This is a genomic window from Pseudomonas fluorescens (assembly GCF_902498195.1).
Lineage (GTDB): Bacteria > Pseudomonadota > Gammaproteobacteria > Pseudomonadales > Pseudomonadaceae > Aquipseudomonas > Aquipseudomonas fluorescens_BU.
In genome coordinates this window covers 61603-77500 of the sequence record NZ_CABVIY010000009.1, presented here as the reverse complement: position 1 = coordinate 77500, position 15898 = coordinate 61603, and the positions used below count along the sequence as shown (strand labels likewise).

The window sequence follows — 15898 nt, the reverse complement described above, 5'->3', positions numbered from 1 at the left end:
ACATCAATCAAAATAAATTTGCGTAATTGTCCAATTTAATTGAACAGAGACGCCGCCGACCGAGGGATCGAAAGGATCATTTGGCTCACCATTGACGGGGAAATTATTCGATTGTGGGGGGCTTTCATTTTCTTAAAGATGGACTGACCGCCCCCACAAGGAAGAACCCATGCGCGTCGAGCACCACCCTCTGTTGACACGCAACCCGTGCACCCGGCGCGAGCTGATCAGCCTGCATTACGGCCAGGCCAACAGCGCCGGCAAGGTGTACCTGCAAGCCAGCCTGCACGCCGACGAACTGCCCGGCATGCTGGCGCTGCATCACCTGCGGCAATTGCTCGATCACGCCGAGGCGCGCGGGGACATCCTCGGCGAAATCGTGCTGGTGCCCATCGCCAACCCGATCGGCCTGGAACAGACCCTGATGCACGATGCCATGGGCCGTTTCGACTTCAACAGTGGCGAGAACTTCAACCGCCGCTATCCGGATTTGACCGCGATGATCGCAAGCCGGCTGGCGAATGAACTGACCCAGGACCTGGACCGGAACCGACAGATCATTCGCCGCCATATGCTCGATGCGCTGAAACAGCGGCAACCCGCCAGCGAGATCGATTCCCTGCGCCAGGCTCAATTGCTGCTGGCAGTCGATGCCGATGTCGTCCTCGACCTGCACTGCGACGCCCAGGCCGTGGTTCACCTCTACGGCGAGACGCCTTACCAGGCGCAGATCGAGCCGCTGGCACGCTACCTCGGCGCGCAGGCCACCTTGCTCGCCGACGGCAGCGGCGCCGGCTCATTCGACGAAGCGTGCGGCCAGCCCTGGTGGCGGCTCCAGGCACTGTTCGCCGAACGCTTCCCGATCCCGTCGGGCTGCATCGCCGCCACCGTCGAGTTGCGGGGCGAGGCCCAGGTCGAGCACGCGCTGGCAACCCGTGACGCCGCGGCGCTTTTCGCCTTCCTGCAACACCGTGGCATCCTCAAGGGGACCCCGCCGCCCATGCCCGCCCTGCCCCACCCGGCAACGCCCTTCGCCGGCTCACTGACCCTGCGTGCGCCAAGTGCGGGGCTGGTGGTGTTCCTGCATCAGCCGGGTGCCTGGATTGAGCGCGATGAACCCGTGGTGCACCTCATCGACCCCATCAGCGGCGTGACGCAGGTGGTGCGCAGCTCCGTCAGCGGCGTGATGTACATGCGCAGCGCGATCCGCTTTGCAGCGGCCGGGGTGGAGTTGTGCAAGGTGGCGGGGGCGACGGCGCTGGAGGGAGGCGTGACGGTTTCGGCATGACGCGGACCCTGTAGGAGCGAGCCTGCTCGCGATGGAGGTCCGGACGACGCGATCATTCATATGGCCCGCGTGATCGTTGACGTCCATCGCGAGCAGAGCTCGCTCCTACAGGGGATCGGGTTGGCTGTCGGCTTTAACGGTCAGGCGCGATCAACCGGCACAACCTGGCCGTCGCCTCGACCATCTGCCCACTCGGCCGCTCCAGCCCTTTGTCCGTGACTAACAGCAACTGTCCGTTCGCCACCGCCGTCACCTGCGGCCAGGTTTTCCATGCATCGAGCTGGGCCTGGTCGCCTGCCAGAATCACCTCGGGATTGCGCTGCAACACCGCTTCGACGCTGACTTGCGGCGCAGGCAACGTGAGGTCGGCAAAGACATTGCGCGCCCCGCAGACCTCCAGCGCATCGCTGATGATCTGCCCGCCGCCGACGGTGTACAGCGGTCGATCCCAGACTTGATAGAACACCTGCAACGGCTGACCACGCCGGTAGCGCAGACGCAGCGCATCGAGCCGCTGGCGCAAACCGCTGGCCAGCGCGCTCCCACGCGCAGGTTGCCCGAGCTGCGTGGCAATCGCTTCGATCTGTGCGGTGAGTTGCGCGAAGTTGTGTGGCTCGGCGACGTAGGTCGGGATGTTCAGGCGCTTGAGTTGTTCGCGCTGCGCGGGACCGACGCTGCCGGGCCAGAGCAGCAGCAAATCGGGTTTCAGGCTGAGCAGCCGCTCCATGTCCAGCTGTCCGTAGCGGCCAACGGAAGGCAGGTGCTCGAGTTCGACGGGACGTTCACCGGCATCCAGCACGCCCACCAGAAGGTCGGCGGCACCCAGTTCGACAACGATTTCCGTGAGCGACGGGGCGAGGCTGACCACTCGCTCGACCGCGACGGCCGAACCGCTGGCGGCCAGCAATACAAACGCCAGCCAGAGGGCGCGCATCAACCCAGTTGACGCGGAATACGGTAGAGGTAGAACAGCACGGTGGTCGACAGCGCGAGCAGCACCAGCGGCACCGCCTCAAGGCCGACGAACACCGCCAATGCCCCGATCCACGCCGGCAGGCCGGCGGCGAGGAACGCCGTGCGCCGCCTGGCCGCCAGGCTGATCCACGCCGCGGGTTCGTCAGGGGTGTCGAGGGCTTTCTGGGTGGCGATCAACGCGTGCTTGTAGCCGCCGAAAAACTTCAGGCTGACAAACATCGAGGCGACACCGGCGATGAACAACGGCATCGCCAGCACCGGCAAAATGGCTTCACTCTCGCCGAACACGCCGTTGATCACGAACAGCGGCAGCAAGGCCAGCGCAAAGTATTGCCACCAGCTGACGGACAGTCGCCGCCGCACCTGACCGCGGGTCACGCCCGGCCAACCTCGCCCTGATGTTCGTTGCCCATCATGTGGTCGAGCTTGCTGGCCTTGGTCGCCAGGTACAGTTTGTTGTGCGGGTTGTGCCCGGTGTGCAGCGGCACGCGCTCTGCCACCACGATGCCCATGTCGGTCAAGGCTTTGACCTTGCGCGGGTTGTTGGTCATCAGGCGCAGGGATTTCACGCCCAGGTGCTCCAGCATCGGCAGGCACATGGCGTAGTCACGCTGGTCGGCGGCAAAGCCCAGGCGCTCGTTGGCTTCAACGGTGTCGGCACCGCCGTCCTGCAATTCATAGGCGCGGATCTTGTTCAGCAGGCCAATGCCACGGCCTTCCTGACGCAAGTACAGCAACACGCCGCGACCTTCACGGGCAATGGCTTGCAGCGCTGCCTCCAGTTGCGAGCCGCAGTCGCAACGCTGGCTGAACAAGGCGTCGCCCGTCAGGCACTCGGAGTGCAGGCGGCCGAGTACCGGGGCACCGTCGGCGATCTCACCCAGGCTCAGCACAACGTGCTCGCGCCCGGTCGCTTCATCGAGAAAGCCGTGCATGGTGAATTGCGCAAAAGGCGTTGGCAGCTTGGAAGCGGCGACAAAAACGACAGGCACCGGTGTGCTCCTGATCTAAAAGTCTGAAGATTCGCAGGCCGGCATTGTAACAGCACGTTCCGACAGACGCTTAGGCTGAATTATCGGCCATAACGATCAAAAAGTTTGATATCCGGGCTGCTTCGATCCCCTGTGGGAGCGGGCTTGCTCGCGAAGGCGTCGATTCGGTCGACATCCATGCTCAATGACATGCCGCATTCGCGAGCAAGCCCGCTCCCACAGGGGTTAAACACCAGTCGTAATGTCCGCGATCAGTTTGAATCGAATGGATACGGCTGTTTCCAACGCTCGAAAATCGGCTTCAGTTCGCCGCTTTTCACCAATTGCTCCATGCGCTGGTCGAACAATGCCATCAGCGTGCGCGCCTGGGGCGTCTTGGCGAAGCACAGGTACAACGGCAATTCCGCGATATGGGTGCGACGCAACTGGGACGGATCCTTGGCCCGGCTGAGGACGTAATCGACCTCGGTCAGTGCATCGATGTAGAAGTCGGCACGGTCGTGGGTCAGCATCGAGACGATACCCGTGCGCCGGATCACTTCGTCGTAGCGGCGCACGTTGGGCAGGTAATCCTGGTAATCGTAGCCGCGGACCCAGGCCAGCCGAAAGTTGCCCAGGGTTTGCGCGGTGGGCACCGGGCTGCTGGCCAGCCCCAGGGCATAGATGTGATCGGTGTCGAAATTCCAGTGGGGATAGAGCAATTCGGCCGACTCGTCCCGGTAGGAACCGACGCAGGCGTCCACTTCGCCACGCTCGGCCAGGCCCAGGGAACGCAGGTAGGGCTCGGTGCGAATGTCCAGCTTGACACCCGCCGGTTCAAAGACCTGCCGCAGCACGTCCCAACCCAGGCCATGGCCATCGGCGGCGGTGTAGTCTTCCCATTCTTCGCTGGCCAGGTGAATCACGGACGGCGTCGCGGTCTCCTGCGCCTGGCCGAGTGAGCAAAACAAGGCGAACACCATCACCATCAACCCGCGTAGAGCCATCCCTAGTTCTCCCACTTAACCCATCAGGCGAAAATCCATACCAGTCCCTGCATCGCCAACCAGGCAAACACCCCGGCCAGGACATCATCGAGCATGATCCCGACTCCGCCGTGAACATGCCGGTCAATCCAGCGAATCGGCCACGGCTTGAGAATATCGAAGAAGCGGAACATCAGAAAACCCGCCAGCAGCCACTGCCATCCTTCGGGCACCAGCCACAGGGTGATCCACATCCCGACCATTTCGTCCCAGACGATGCCTTCGTGGTCGTGCACACGCAAATCATCGGCCACTTTGCCGCACAGCCAGAAGCCGAACAGCATGGTGATGCCCAACATCAGCCAGTAGCCCCAATCAGGCAGCATTTGCCATAACGGGATAAAGGGTAGCGCAACTAACGACCCCCAGGTGCCCGGTGCCTTTGGCAAGGTGCCCGAGCCGAAGCCGAACGCCAGGAAATGCCATGGGTTGCGCCAGACCGACGGCGGTACGAACTCCGCCGGGACCTGTTTGGGATGATCTGTCACGGTGTCTCCCGAAAATGTTGATAACCCCGGGTTTGCGGGGTGATGTCCTGTCCATCGGCATCAAGCAGCGTCACGCCTTGGCCGTCCGTGACGCGCCCGATCACATGGATTGGCCAGCCATCGGCCAGCAACGGCGGCAACTCGACGGACGGTAAGGTAAAGGCCAGCACGTAGTCGTCACCGCCGCTGAGGGCGGCACTTTGCGCGGCTGACTGGCCGAGGAAAGCGACCAGTGCGGTGGACAGCGGCAACCGCTCACGCTCGACCAACAGACCAACCTTCGATGCGAGGGCAATGTGCCCGCAATCGGCGAGCAGGCCATCGGAGATATCCAGCGCCGAAGTCGCCTTGCCACGCAACGCCTGCCCAAGCGCCAGCTGCGGTTGCGGCGACCAGTAATGCGCCAGCAGCGGGTCGGCAATGTGCGCCTCGGCACTGCGCTGGCCGAGCACCAGCGGCAGCGCGCCGGCCGCATTGCCCAGTTCGCCGCCCACGCACAGCAGGTCACCCGGTTGCGCGCCGCTGCGGGTCAATGCCAAACCACTTGGCACCCGACCTAATACGGTCATGGTCAGGCTCAGCGGCCCACGGGTGGTATCGCCACCCACCAGCGCCACGCCACAGCTTTGCGCCATGAGGTTCAAACCACGGGCATAGGCTTGCAGCCAATCGGTGGTCACCGCCGGCAAGGTCAGGGCAAGGGTAAAGGCAACAGGAGTGGCGCCCATGGCGGCCAGGTCGCTGACCGCAACGGCCAGCGAGCGCTGGCCGAGCAGAAACGGGTCGCAGGGATCCGCGAAATGCACACCGGCCACCAAAGTGTCGGTGGAAATCGCCAACTGCTCCCCGGGGGGAACAGCCAGCAAGGCGCAGTCATCGCCAATCCCGAGGGCAACGCCTTCGCCGCCCTGCGCACAAGGCGCGGCGGCGAAGTAATTGCGGATCAGCTCAAACTCACCCATTGGGTATCCTGTCTCACCAATACTGTTCATTTTTTAGCGGCGTCTGGTGTCGCCATACTGCGTTGCCGCTCCTCGCCATAGCACGCTATGACTCGTCGCGGCGCCTTGTCTGGCAACACCAGCCACTCGCTAAAAAACGAACGTATCGGCGAGACAGGACACGATTCAAGCGCAGATCAGCGCTTGAACGCCTTCACTTCAGCTTCACGCAGGCGCGGGGCCAGCTTGTCGAGCACACCGTTGACGAACTTGTGGCCGTCGGTGGAACCGAAGACTTTCGCCAATTCGATACCTTCGTTGATCACCACGCGGTAAGGCACGTCGACGCGCTTGAGCAGTTCCCAGGTGGACAGGCGCAGCACCGCCAGTTCAACCGGGTCCAGCTCTTCGATGGTCAAGTCCAGGCAAGGCGTGAGCGCGGTGTCGATTTCGGTCTTGAACTGCGGAACCCCGTGCAGGATCTCGCGGAAGTAAGCGCCGTCGACATCGGTGAAATCGTTATCGACCCGGAACTGCGCTTCGATCTCGTTCAGTGACTGCTTGGCCATGTGCCACTGGTACAGCGCCTGGGTCGCGAGCTGACGGGCTTCGCGACGCTTGACGCTTTTCGAGGGCTTGCCGGCGTCCGCAGGCTTTGGATCGCGCGGGTTGAAACGATCGCTTTCGTCGCTAATCACTTGGCCTCCAACTGCGCCAGCAGGCTGACCATTTCCAGAGCGGACAGGGCAGCTTCGGCACCTTTGTTACCGGCCTTGGTGCCGGAACGTTCGATGGCTTGCTCGATGGAATCAACGGTCAGGACGCCGAAAGCGACCGGAACGCCGAACTCCATGGACACCTGGGCCAGGCCCTTGGTGCATTCGCCCGCCACGTATTCGAAGTGCGGAGTACCGCCACGAATGACCGCGCCCAGGGCGATGATTGCCGCGAACTCGCCCTTCTGAGCGACTTTCTGCGCAACCAGCGGAATTTCGAAGGCGCCAGGGGCACGGATGATGGTGATGTCGCTTTCGCTCACGCCATGGCGAACCAGGGCATCAACTGCACCGCTGACCAGGCTTTCAACGACGAAGCTGTTGAAACGGCCCACTACCAGAGCGTAGCGGCCTTTAGGGGCGATGAAGGTACCTTCGATGGTCTTCAGGGTCATTCGATAGATCTCTTAAAGAGCCGGGACGCGTCTCGTACGCGTCCCTCAGTGATATTTGAACCGCGAATTCAAGGCCGCAAACAACCGGCCATTATTCGGAGGGCACGTATTCTACAACTTCCAGATCGAAACCGGATATCGCATTAAATTTCATCGGCGCCGACATCAGGCGCATTTTGCGCACGCCCAGGTCGCGCAGGATCTGCGAACCGGCACCGACAATGCTGTAGGTGGTCGGTTTTTTCACGGCCGCGTGATCGGCGGTTTCGCGGATATGCGCCAGCAATACATCGCCATCGAGCGGGTGACCGAGCAACAGCACCACGCCGCTGCCCGCCTCGGCCACCGCGGCCATGGCGGCGCGCAGGCTCCAGCGGCCCGGTTGCTTGACCATCAGCAGGTCGCGCAGCGGGTCCATGTTGTGCACCCGGACCAGGGTCGGTTCCTCGGCGCAGACATTGCCCAGGGTCAGGGCCATGTGCACGTCGCCTTCCACGGAATCACGATAGGTCACCAGGTTGAATTGGCCCAGTTCGCTGTCCAGTGGCTGTTCGGCAATCCGCTGAACGGTACGTTCGTGGATCATCCGGTAGTGGATCAGGTCGGCGATGGTGCCGATCTTGATGTCGTGTTCGGCCGCGAAGGCTTCCAGTTCGGCGCGACGGGACATGGTGCCGTCGTCGTTCATCACTTCGCAGATCACGCCGCTCGGCTCGAAACCGGCCATGCGCGCCAGGTCGCAGGCGGCTTCGGTGTGGCCGGCGCGGGCCAGGGTGCCGCCGGCCTGGGCCATCAGCGGAAAAATGTGGCCCGGGCTGACGATGTCTTCAGCCTTGGCATCGCGGGCGGCAGCGGCTTGCACGGTACGCGCGCGGTCGGCGGCGGAAATGCCGGTGGTCACACCGGTGGCCGCTTCGATGGACACGGTGAACTTGGTGCCGAAACCGGAACCGTTGCGCGGTGCCATCAGCGGCAACTTGAGCAGCTCGCAGCGCTCACGGCTCATCGGCATGCAGATCAGGCCACGGGCGTGCTTGGCCATGAAATTGATGTGTTCGGCCTTGCAGCACTCGGCGGCCATGATCAGGTCGCCTTCGTTCTCGCGGTCTTCGTCATCCATGAGGATGACCATCTTGCCTTGGCGGATGTCTTCTACCAGTTCTTCGATGCTATTGAGCGCCACAAGGCACCCCCTTCAGTCAGGATTTGAGGTAGCCGTTGGCGGCCAGAAAGCTTTCGGTGATGGTGCTGCCGGCAGTTGGCTCTGCGGCCTTGTCGCCCAGCAGCAGGCGTTCCAGGTAACGGGCCAGCAAGTCCACTTCCAGGTTCACCCGGCGACCCGGCTGGTACGAGGCCATGATGGTTTCGCTCAGGGTATGCGGGATGATGGTCAGCAGGAACTCGGCGCCATCGACCGCGTTCACGGTCAGGCTGGTGCCGTCGACGGTGATCGAGCCTTTATGGGCGATGTACTTGGCCAGTTCTTTCGGCGCGCGGATACGAAACTCCACGGCACGCGCGTTCTCGGTGCGGGCAACCACTTCACCCACGCCATCGACATGGCCGCTGACCAGATGCCCGCCGAGGCGAGTGGTCGGGGTCAGGGCTTTTTCCAGGTTGACCGGGCTGCCGCTTTTCAGGTCGTTCATGGCGGTGCAGTCGAGGGTTTCGCGGCTGACGTCCGCCGCGAAGCCGTTGCCCGGCAATTCAACAGCGGTCAGGCACACGCCATTGACCGCGATGCTGTCGCCCAGTTTGACGTCGCTCAGGTCGAGCTTGCCGGTTTCTACGTGAACCCGCACATCTCCGCCTTTTGGGGTCAATGCACGAATACTGCCAATGGATTCGATGATGCCGGTGAACATGGGGTTCTCCTCGAGAACAGAGCCAGCGCTAGAGCGATGGCGAAAAATTATACGCTCGCCGCCGGCGAAGGAATGGCGGTGACTCGCCAGTCATCGCCAACCGCGCGAATTTCGGTGATTTTCAGTTCAGGCGCATCTTTCATGTAAGCCAGCGGCCAATCCAGCAGCGGCCGTGCCGAGGAGCCCAGAAACTTGCCGGCGATGAAAATCTGGAACTCATCCACCAGCCCGAGCTGGGCGAATGCCCCCGCCAGCCGTGGCCCGGCCTCGACCAACACCTCGTTGACGCCACGGCCAGCGAGCTCGACCAGCAACTGGCGCAAATCGACCTGGCCATCGTAGCCGGGCACGATCAGGCATTCCGGACCAGTGGCGTACTGTTCTTCCACCGCCACGCAGGTGGCGACCAGCGCCGGGCCCGCCTTGAAGAAGGGCGCATCCAGCGGCACGCGCAGGCGACCGTCAACCAGCACGCGCAGTGGCGGGCGGCTCATGGCCAGCGCGGTTTGCCCGGCATCCAGGCCCAGCTCGTCGGCGCGCACGGTCAACCGGGCGTTGTCCGCCAGCACCGTATCGGCACCCGTCAGCACCACACTGGCCTGGGCGCGCAGGCGCTGCACCGCCGAACGCGCCGCCGGACCGGTGATCCACTGGCTTTCGCCGCTTTCCATGGCCGTGCGACCGTCCAGGCTCATGGCCAGCTTGACCCGCACGAAGGGCAGGCCGTGCTCCATACGTTTCAAGAAACCTTGATTGAGCTGGCGTGCCTCGCCTTCCAGCACACCGCTTTGGGTCGCGATACCGGCCTGTTCCAGGCGTTGCAAACCGCGACCGGCGACTTCCGGGTTCGGGTCCTGCATCGCCGCCACGACGCGCGCCAGGCCCGCATTGACCAGCGCGTCGGCGCAGGGCGGCGTGCGGCCGTGATGGCTGCACGGTTCGAGGGTCACGTAGGCCGTGGCACCCCGGGCCCGCTCGCCGGCGGCGCGCAGGGCGTGGACTTCGGCATGAGGTTCGCCAGCGCGCTCGTGCCAGCCTTCGCCGACGATCTGCCCGTCACGCACGATCACGCAGCCGACCCGGGGGTTGGGGTGGGTCGTGTAATGGCCTTTGCGCGCCAGTTCCAGGGCACGGGCCATGTAATGGGCGTCGAGGATGGCAAGTTCTGCGCAGGTGGTCATTCTTTCACCGGTTCACGGGCCAGGCGGTCGATCTCTTCGCGGAACTCATTGAGGTCCTGGAAGCGGCGATACACCGAAGCGAAGCGGATATAGGCGACTTCGTCGAGCTTTTGCAGCTCGGCCATCACCAGCTCACCCACCACGAGGGATTTGACCTCGCGTTCGCCGGTGGCGCGCAGTTTGTGTTTGATGTGCACCAGCGACGATTCGAGGCGCTCGACACTCACCGGGCGCTTCTCCAGCGCACGCTGCATGCCGGCGCGGAGTTTTTCTTCGTCGAACGGCTGGCGACTGCCGTCGGTTTTGATCAGGCGCGGCAACACCAGTTCAGCCGTCTCGAACGTCGTGAAACGCTCGCCGCAGGCCAGGCATTCACGCCGGCGGCGCACCTGTTCGCCCTCGGCGACCAGACGCGAGTCGATGACCTTGGTGTCGTTGGCACCGCAGAAGGGACAGTGCATGGTGGCAGGCAACAAAAAAAGGGAGGGCCATGGTAGCGCATCCCGGTGGCAAGACAAGCCATAGGGTTTGCGGTATACAGACGGGCTATATTGGATGACACGTTGCAGGAGCCGCAAATGTCCCTAAGACCGCTGGTTTTACTCAGTCTGTTCAGCCTGTTGGTGGCCTGCGGCAGCGATGCGCCCAAGCCTCAACCGCCGACCCCAGGCCCCGCGCCCGAGCAGGCACAGAAGAAAGCCCGGGAGTCGGTCCCCCTCGGCCCGCTGCCGGCGTACCAGCGCGAATTGAGCGGCACCCTGCAAGGCGTGCCGGCCGGCGCCGAAGTCGAACTGGCGCTGCTGGTGATCGACGAAAAAGACCGTCCGCAGCAATTGCTCGCCAGTTCGAGCCTGATCGGCACCAATCAGGTACTGCCGTTTCACCTGCGTTTCAACCCGGACGCTTTTCCGGCCGGCGCCCGCGTTGAACTGCGAGGGCGCGCCAGCCAGTCCGGCCAGCTGATCCTGCACCTGCCGTCGCAACGGATCGCTCAACCCACCACCCAGGCGCTGGGCCAGCTGCAATTCGTCAAAGCGCCATGAGTGCACCGCTCGACCTGCAACGGGCGTTGAGTGAACTGCTCGGTGATGCGCAGCTGGTCGCCTGTGACCTGCCGGACACCGAGCTGAAGCTGTGGCTGATCGACGGCGACAACATGGACCGCGCCTTCAGCCCGGAAGAAACCCGGCGCATTCTGCACGAGCCGCCCTACTGGAGCTTCTGCTGGGCCAGTGGCCTGGCCGTGGCCCGCTACCTGGCCGCGTTTCCCGAGTGGGTCAAAGGCAAGCGGGTGCTGGATTTTGGCGCCGGCTCCGGCGTGGCGGGGATTGCCGCGGTCAAGGCCGGGGCCCTCGAAGTGGTGGCCTGCGACCTTGACCCGCTGGCGATTGCGGCTTGTCGGGCGAACGCCGAACTCAATGACGTAGCGCTCAGCTATTCGACGGATTTTTTCGCCGAGGCGGATCGCTTCGACCTGATTCTGGTGGCGGATGTGCTGTACGACCGGGCGAACCTGCCGCTGCTCGATGAATTCCTCAGTCGCGGCCGGGAAGCGCTGGTGGCGGACTCGCGGGTGCGAGACTTCAGGCATCCGCTGTATCGGCGGATTGAAATGCTGGAGGCCATGACCTTGCCGGATCTGTGTGAACCGGAAGAATTTCGGCATGTGAGCCTGTACCACGCAAGCCGTTAAAGATCGCAGCCTTCGGCAGCTCCTACAGGATCCGGTTTGCTCACGGTCAATGTAGGAGCTGCCGAAGGCTGCGATCTTTTTCGCCAACCCTTATAGTGAACAGATTCACGCTTCCAAGAGATCCCCCATGAGTCAGCAAACGCCGTACATCTTCGACGCCACGACTGCCGATTTCGAACAATCGGTGATCGAGAACTCTTTCCACAAACCGGTGCTGGTGGATTTCTGGGCCGAATGGTGCGCGCCGTGCAAAGTGCTGATGCCGATGCTGGAGACCATCGCCGAGAGCTATCAGGGCGAGTTGCTGCTGGCCAAGGTCAATTGCGACGTCGAGCAGGACATCGTCGCCCGTTTCGGCATTCGCAGCCTGCCGACGGTGGTGTTGTTCAAGGACGGCCAGCCCGTCGATGGCTTTGCCGGCGCGCAACCGGAATCGGCTGTTCGCGCCCTGCTCGAACCTCATGTGCAAATGCCGCCACCGGCAGCGACCGACCCGTTCGAACAGGCCCAGGCGCTGTTCGACGACAGTCGTTTTGCCGACGCCGAAGCCATCCTCAAAGTGCTGCTGGGCGAGGACAACACCAACGCCAAGGCGCTGATCCTCTACGCCCGCTGCCTCACCGAGCGCGGCGAACTGAGTGAGGCGCAAGCCGTGCTCGACGCGGTCAAGAGCGATGAGCACAAGGCTGCCCTGGCCGGCGCCAAGGCGCAGATCAAGTTTCTCGGCCAGGCCAAGGACTTGCCCGACGCCGCCGACCTCAAAGCCCGGCTGGCGAAAAACCCGCAGGACGATGAAGCGGTCTACCAGCTGGCGGTTCAACAACTGGCTCGCCAGCAGTACGACGCGGCGCTGGATGGCTTGCTCAAGCTGTTCATCCGCAACCGCAGCTACAGCGAAGGCCTGCCACACAAGACCTTGCTGCAGGTGTTCGAATTGCTGGGCAACGACCATCCGCTGGTGACCACGTACCGTCGCAAGTTGTTCGCTGCGCTTTATTAAGATCAAAAGATCGCAGCCTGCGGCGGCTCCTACAGGGGTACGCATTCCCATGTAGGAGCTGCCGAAGGCTGCGATCTTCTACGGTTTATTCGACCCAGTGGTAAATCGGCGTGTCCCCGCCGCTCGTCACCTTCACATCAGCGCTATGGCGCAAGCGCACCAGCAGGCGCTTACCCGACGACGCGCTGCCGGTGAGCGCTTCCAACTGATCCAGCAGATCCGGTCCGCTCAACTGACCGGCCTTGCGCAGCAGGTCCCTGGCCACCTGCCACAGCGCATCGTCCTGATTCAGCGGCCTGGCCGGCGCGGCGCTGACCTCGGTTTTCTCCACCTGAATCTGTGCGCCCAGCCGCGCCCAGTCGGCCTCATCCATCTCCAGCGTCAAATCCACCGGCCAGTCGCCGATGCTTCCGCGAATTCGCAACATAGGTCTGCTCCCGCACATTTCTTCGCTTGCATGCTCCCATGGGACTTGTGCAACGCCAAGCAGGCAGTCAAACTCTGCGCACTTACGTTATAAGATTACATAACATTTTATTCATGTTGCCTTCCGGAGATTCGCTCATGCGTCGTCTGCTGCTCGCTTTGCCGTTTGCCCTGTTGCCGCTGGCTGTCGCCCATGCTGCTGAGGAGCATGACCATGATCACGATCATGAGCACGGCAGCCTCGGCGCCCACGAACACGGTGTCGGGCGCCTTAACGCGGTGCTGGACGGCCAGACCCTGGAGCTGGAACTGGAAAGCCCGGCGATGAACCTGGTGGGATTCGAACATGTCGCCACCACCGCGGCCGACAAGGCCAAGGTCACCGCCGCCCGCGCCCAGCTGGAAAAACCGCTGGCGTTGTTCAACCTGGCCAAAGCCGCCGGTTGCGTCGTCGCGGGCCAGGAACTCAATAGCCCGCTGTTCGGCGACAAGCCGGACGCCGACGACGATCACGACGAAGACGCCAAGGACGAGCATCACCACGACCACAGCGAAATCCACGCCCACTACCAGTTCACCTGCACCACACCCGCCGCGCTGAAAACCCTGGACCTGGCGAATATCTTCAACACATTCCCGGCCACCCAGAAAATTCAGGTACAACTGATCGGTCCGAGCGGGCAGCAAGGCGTTGAAGTGACGGCCAAGGCGGCCACGCTTAACTTCTGATCCCCCCTGAACCCCTGTAGGAGCTGTCGAGCGAAGCGAGGCTGCGATCTTTTGATCTTGATCTTTACAGTCAAAAGATCGCAGCCTCGCTTCGCTCGACAGCTCCTACACAGATCATCAATTCCCATGAAATCGGCTAAATGACCCACGCACTCATCGAACTGTCCGACCTGGGCTTCAGCTGGCCCGGTCACCCGCCGCTGCTGGACATCCCGGCCTTCCGCCTGGAGCCGGGGGAAACCCTGTTCCTCAAAGGCCCCAGCGGCAGCGGCAAGACCACCCTGCTCGGCCTGCTCGGCGGTGTGCAAAAGCCTGATCGCGGCAGCATCCGCCTGCTCGGCCAGGAGCTGACGCAATTGTCGGCGGGTGCCCGCGATCACTTCCGGGTCGATCACACCGGGTACATTTTCCAGCAGTTCAACCTGCTGCCCTTCCTGTCGGTACGCGAGAACGTCGAGTTGCCCTGCCACTTTTCCAAACTGCGTGCCGAACGGGCGAAACAGCGCCATGGCAGCGTCGATAACGCCGCGGCGACCCTGCTCGCCCACCTGGGTTTGAAGGATGAGCACATCCTAAGTCGCCGCGCCGACTCGCTGTCCATCGGCCAACAGCAACGGGTCGCCGCCGCACGCGCCTTGATCGGCCAGCCGGAACTGGTGATCGCCGACGAGCCCACCTCGGCCCTGGACTACGACGCCCGCGAAAACTTCATTCGCCTGCTGTTCGCCGAATGCCGCGAAGCCGGGTCGAGCCTGTTGTTCGTCAGCCATGACCAGAGCCTCGCGCCGCTGTTCGATCGCCACCTGTCGCTGGCCGAACTCAATCGCGCCGCCACATCGTCCGAGGTCTGAGATGTATTTGTTTCGTCTAGCGCTGGCCAGCCTGGCTAACCGCCGCTTCACCGCGATTCTCACCGCCTTCGCGATTGCCCTGTCGGTCTGCCTGCTGCTGGCCGTGGAGCGGGTGCGCACCGAGGCCAAGGCCAGTTTCGCCAGTACCATCAGCGGCACCGACCTGATCGTCGGCGCGCGCTCCGGCTCGGTCAACCTGCTGTTGTACTCGGTGTTCCGCATCGGCAACGCCACCAACAACATCCGTTGGGACAGCTTCGAACATTTCGCCAGCAACCCGAAAGTGAAGTGGGCCATCCCGATGTCCCTCGGCGACTCCCATCGCGGGTATCGGGTGATGGGCACCACCGAAGCCTATTTCGAACACTACCAGTACGGCCGCCAGCAACACCTGGAACTGGCCGAGGGCCGCGCCTTCGCGACCGATCCGTTTGAAGTGGTGCTCGGCGCCGAAGTGGCGGATGCGCTGCACTACAAACTCGGCGACAAGCTGGTGCTGGCCCATGGCGTGGCGGCGATCAGCCTGGTCAAGCATGATGACAAGCCATTCACCGTGGTCGGCATTCTCAAGCGCACCGGCACCCCGGTGGACCGCACGCTGCACATCAGCCTCGGCGGCATGGAAGCGATTCACATCGACTGGCACAACGGCGTGCCGGCCCGTGGCGAAGGGCGGATCAGTGCCGATCAGGCGCGCAACATGGACCTGACGCCGCAAGCGATCACCGCGTTCATGCTCGGCCTCAACAGCAAGATTTCGACCTTTGCCTTGCAGCGCGACATCAACGAATTCCGTGGTGAACCGATGCTGGCGATCTTGCCGGGCGTGGCGCTGCAAGAGCTGTGGAGCCTGATGGGCACCGCGGAAAAAGCCTTGTTCGTGGTCTCGCTGTTCGTGGTGCTGACCGGGTTGATCGGCATGCTCACGGCGATTCTCACCAGCCTCAACGAGCGCCGCCGCGAGATGGCGATTCTGCGTTCGGTGGGTGCGCGCCCCTGGCACATCGCGACACTGCTGGTGCTGGAGGCGTTCTCCCTGGCGCTGGCGGGCGTGGTCGCCGGCGTGGCGTTGCTGTATGTATGCATCGCCGCCGCCCAAGGGTACGTGCAAGCCAATTACGGTCTGTTTCTGCCGCTGGCGTGGCCCAGCGAATATGAATGGACGCTGCTGGCTGGCATCCTGATCGCCGCGCTGCTGATGGGCAGCGTGCCGGCCTGGCGCGCTTATCGCCAATCCTTGGCCGATGGCCTGTCGATCCGTTTATGAGGACCT

20 protein-coding genes are annotated in these 15898 nt (G+C 63.1%); 7 read left to right on the top strand and 13 right to left on the bottom strand.

Annotated features, from left to right (window positions below; genetic code table 11):
* The first annotated feature begins 169 nt into the window (after positions 1-169).
* Positions 170-1288, top strand: a complete 1119-nt coding sequence (locus F8N66_RS28460; protein WP_150773257.1) for a succinylglutamate desuccinylase/aspartoacylase family protein — start codon at positions 170-172, stop codon at positions 1286-1288.
* 133 nt (positions 1289-1421) lie between these two features.
* Here F8N66_RS28460 and F8N66_RS28455 read toward each other — a convergent pair whose 3' ends face one another.
* From F8N66_RS28455 to nrdR, 12 genes are all read right to left on the bottom strand, one after another.
* Complete coding sequence (locus F8N66_RS28455) at positions 1422-2222, bottom strand: cobalamin-binding protein (protein WP_150773256.1); 801 nt, start codon at positions 2220-2222, stop codon at positions 1422-1424.
* Positions 2222-2641 (bottom strand): MFS transporter, encoded by a 420-nt coding sequence (locus F8N66_RS28450; protein ID WP_150773255.1) that lies wholly within the window; start codon positions 2639-2641, stop codon positions 2222-2224. Before F8N66_RS28450 ends, F8N66_RS28455 begins: the two co-directional genes overlap by 1 nt.
* Entirely contained in the window at positions 2638-3255 is a 618-nt protein-coding gene (ribA, locus tag F8N66_RS28445) for a GTP cyclohydrolase II (protein WP_034148042.1), read from the bottom strand. The genes F8N66_RS28450 and ribA overlap by 4 nt, the downstream gene beginning before the upstream one ends.
* Before the next feature lie 251 nt (positions 3256-3506).
* Positions 3507-4241, bottom strand: a complete 735-nt coding sequence (locus F8N66_RS28435) for a substrate-binding periplasmic protein (protein ID WP_150773254.1) — start codon at positions 4239-4241, stop codon at positions 3507-3509.
* A gap of 23 nt (positions 4242-4264) precedes the next feature.
* Positions 4265-4768, bottom strand: a complete 504-nt coding sequence (locus F8N66_RS28430) for a phosphatidylglycerophosphatase A (protein WP_137804417.1) — start codon at positions 4766-4768, stop codon at positions 4265-4267.
* Positions 4765-5730: a thiamine-phosphate kinase gene (gene thiL, locus F8N66_RS28425; RefSeq protein ID WP_150773253.1), complete on the bottom strand. Its 966-nt coding sequence runs from the start codon at positions 5728-5730 to the stop codon at positions 4765-4767. The genes F8N66_RS28430 and thiL overlap by 4 nt, the downstream gene beginning before the upstream one ends.
* A 176-nt stretch (positions 5731-5906) precedes the next feature.
* On the bottom strand, positions 5907-6407 hold the full coding sequence (gene nusB, locus F8N66_RS28420) for a transcription antitermination factor NusB (protein WP_008053839.1): 501 nt from the start codon (positions 6405-6407) through the stop codon (positions 5907-5909).
* Positions 6404-6880, bottom strand: a complete 477-nt coding sequence (ribE, locus tag F8N66_RS28415) for a 6,7-dimethyl-8-ribityllumazine synthase (protein ID WP_003228649.1) — start codon at positions 6878-6880, stop codon at positions 6404-6406. Before ribE ends, nusB begins: the two co-directional genes overlap by 4 nt.
* Positions 6881-6971: 91 nt before the next feature.
* Complete coding sequence (gene ribBA, locus F8N66_RS28410; RefSeq protein ID WP_150773252.1) at positions 6972-8063, bottom strand: bifunctional 3,4-dihydroxy-2-butanone-4-phosphate synthase/GTP cyclohydrolase II; 1092 nt, start codon at positions 8061-8063, stop codon at positions 6972-6974.
* Between the two features lie 16 nt (positions 8064-8079).
* Complete coding sequence (locus tag F8N66_RS28405; protein ID WP_008059524.1) at positions 8080-8745, bottom strand: riboflavin synthase; 666 nt, start codon at positions 8743-8745, stop codon at positions 8080-8082.
* A gap of 47 nt (positions 8746-8792) precedes the next feature.
* On the bottom strand, positions 8793-9926 hold the full coding sequence (gene ribD / locus F8N66_RS28400; protein ID WP_150773251.1) for a bifunctional diaminohydroxyphosphoribosylaminopyrimidine deaminase/5-amino-6-(5-phosphoribosylamino)uracil reductase RibD: 1134 nt from the start codon (positions 9924-9926) through the stop codon (positions 8793-8795).
* On the bottom strand, positions 9923-10387 hold the full coding sequence (gene nrdR, locus F8N66_RS28395) for a transcriptional regulator NrdR (protein WP_003228656.1): 465 nt from the start codon (positions 10385-10387) through the stop codon (positions 9923-9925). The genes ribD and nrdR overlap by 4 nt, the downstream gene beginning before the upstream one ends.
* Before the next feature lie 117 nt (positions 10388-10504).
* On the opposite strand from nrdR, the gene F8N66_RS28390 reads away from it, so the two are divergent.
* The 3 genes from F8N66_RS28390 to trxA all read left to right on the top strand — a co-directional run bounded on the left by F8N66_RS28390 (position 10505) and on the right by trxA (position 12619).
* Positions 10505-10969, top strand: coding sequence for a YbaY family lipoprotein (locus F8N66_RS28390; protein WP_150773250.1), 465 nt, complete (start codon positions 10505-10507; stop codon positions 10967-10969).
* Positions 10966-11619 carry a class I SAM-dependent methyltransferase gene (locus F8N66_RS28385; RefSeq protein ID WP_150773249.1) on the top strand — a complete coding sequence of 218 codons (654 nt, stop codon included), beginning with the start codon at positions 10966-10968 and terminating at the stop codon, positions 11617-11619. Before F8N66_RS28390 ends, F8N66_RS28385 begins: the two co-directional genes overlap by 4 nt.
* A 127-nt stretch (positions 11620-11746) precedes the next feature.
* Positions 11747-12619 carry a thioredoxin gene (gene trxA, locus F8N66_RS28380; protein WP_150773248.1) on the top strand — a complete coding sequence of 291 codons (873 nt, stop codon included), beginning with the start codon at positions 11747-11749 and terminating at the stop codon, positions 12617-12619.
* Between the two features lie 85 nt (positions 12620-12704).
* On the opposite strand, the gene F8N66_RS28375 is transcribed toward trxA, so the two are convergent.
* A complete protein-coding gene (locus tag F8N66_RS28375; RefSeq protein ID WP_150773247.1) occupies positions 12705-13046 on the bottom strand; it encodes a hypothetical protein in 342 nt (113 codons plus the stop codon).
* Positions 13047-13183: 137 nt separating this feature from the next.
* Here F8N66_RS28375 and F8N66_RS28370 point away from each other — a divergent pair, with 137 nt between their 5' ends.
* The 3 genes from F8N66_RS28370 to F8N66_RS28360 all read left to right on the top strand — a co-directional run bounded on the left by F8N66_RS28370 (position 13184) and on the right by F8N66_RS28360 (position 15892).
* Positions 13184-13774 carry a DUF2796 domain-containing protein gene (locus F8N66_RS28370; RefSeq protein ID WP_150773246.1) on the top strand — a complete coding sequence of 197 codons (591 nt, stop codon included), beginning with the start codon at positions 13184-13186 and terminating at the stop codon, positions 13772-13774.
* A gap of 140 nt (positions 13775-13914) precedes the next feature.
* A complete protein-coding gene (locus tag F8N66_RS28365; protein ID WP_150773245.1) occupies positions 13915-14625 on the top strand; it encodes an ABC transporter ATP-binding protein in 711 nt (236 codons plus the stop codon).
* A gap of 1 nt (position 14626) precedes the next feature.
* Entirely contained in the window at positions 14627-15892 is a 1266-nt protein-coding gene (locus tag F8N66_RS28360) for an ABC transporter permease (RefSeq protein WP_150773244.1), read from the top strand.
* The last annotated feature ends 6 nt before the right edge of the window (positions 15893-15898 follow it).

Coding starts and splice junctions, on each gene's coding strand:
- F8N66_RS28370 (WP_150773246.1), top strand. CDS start 13,184: ATGCGTCGTCTGCTGCTCGCTTTGCCGTTTGCCCTGTTGCCGCTGGCT.
- F8N66_RS28360 (WP_150773244.1), top strand. CDS start 14,627: ATGTATTTGTTTCGTCTAGCGCTGGCCAGCCTGGCTAACCGCCGCTTC.
- F8N66_RS28455 (WP_150773256.1), bottom strand. CDS start 2,222: ATGCGCGCCCTCTGGCTGGCGTTTGTATTGCTGGCCGCCAGCGGTTCG.
- ribE (WP_003228649.1), bottom strand. CDS start 6,880: ATGACCCTGAAGACCATCGAAGGTACCTTCATCGCCCCTAAAGGCCGC.
- F8N66_RS28365 (WP_150773245.1), top strand. CDS start 13,915: ATGACCCACGCACTCATCGAACTGTCCGACCTGGGCTTCAGCTGGCCC.
- F8N66_RS28385 (WP_150773249.1), top strand. CDS start 10,966: ATGAGTGCACCGCTCGACCTGCAACGGGCGTTGAGTGAACTGCTCGGT.
- F8N66_RS28435 (WP_150773254.1), bottom strand. CDS start 4,241: ATGGCTCTACGCGGGTTGATGGTGATGGTGTTCGCCTTGTTTTGCTCA.
- F8N66_RS28390 (WP_150773250.1), top strand. CDS start 10,505: ATGTCCCTAAGACCGCTGGTTTTACTCAGTCTGTTCAGCCTGTTGGTG.
- F8N66_RS28405 (WP_008059524.1), bottom strand. CDS start 8,745: ATGTTCACCGGCATCATCGAATCCATTGGCAGTATTCGTGCATTGACC.
- ribD (WP_150773251.1), bottom strand. CDS start 9,926: ATGACCACCTGCGCAGAACTTGCCATCCTCGACGCCCATTACATGGCC.
- thiL (WP_150773253.1), bottom strand. CDS start 5,730: ATGGGTGAGTTTGAGCTGATCCGCAATTACTTCGCCGCCGCGCCTTGT.
- F8N66_RS28375 (WP_150773247.1), bottom strand. CDS start 13,046: ATGTTGCGAATTCGCGGAAGCATCGGCGACTGGCCGGTGGATTTGACG.
- nrdR (WP_003228656.1), bottom strand. CDS start 10,387: ATGCACTGTCCCTTCTGCGGTGCCAACGACACCAAGGTCATCGACTCG.
- F8N66_RS28460 (WP_150773257.1), top strand. CDS start 170: ATGCGCGTCGAGCACCACCCTCTGTTGACACGCAACCCGTGCACCCGG.
- trxA (WP_150773248.1), top strand. CDS start 11,747: ATGAGTCAGCAAACGCCGTACATCTTCGACGCCACGACTGCCGATTTC.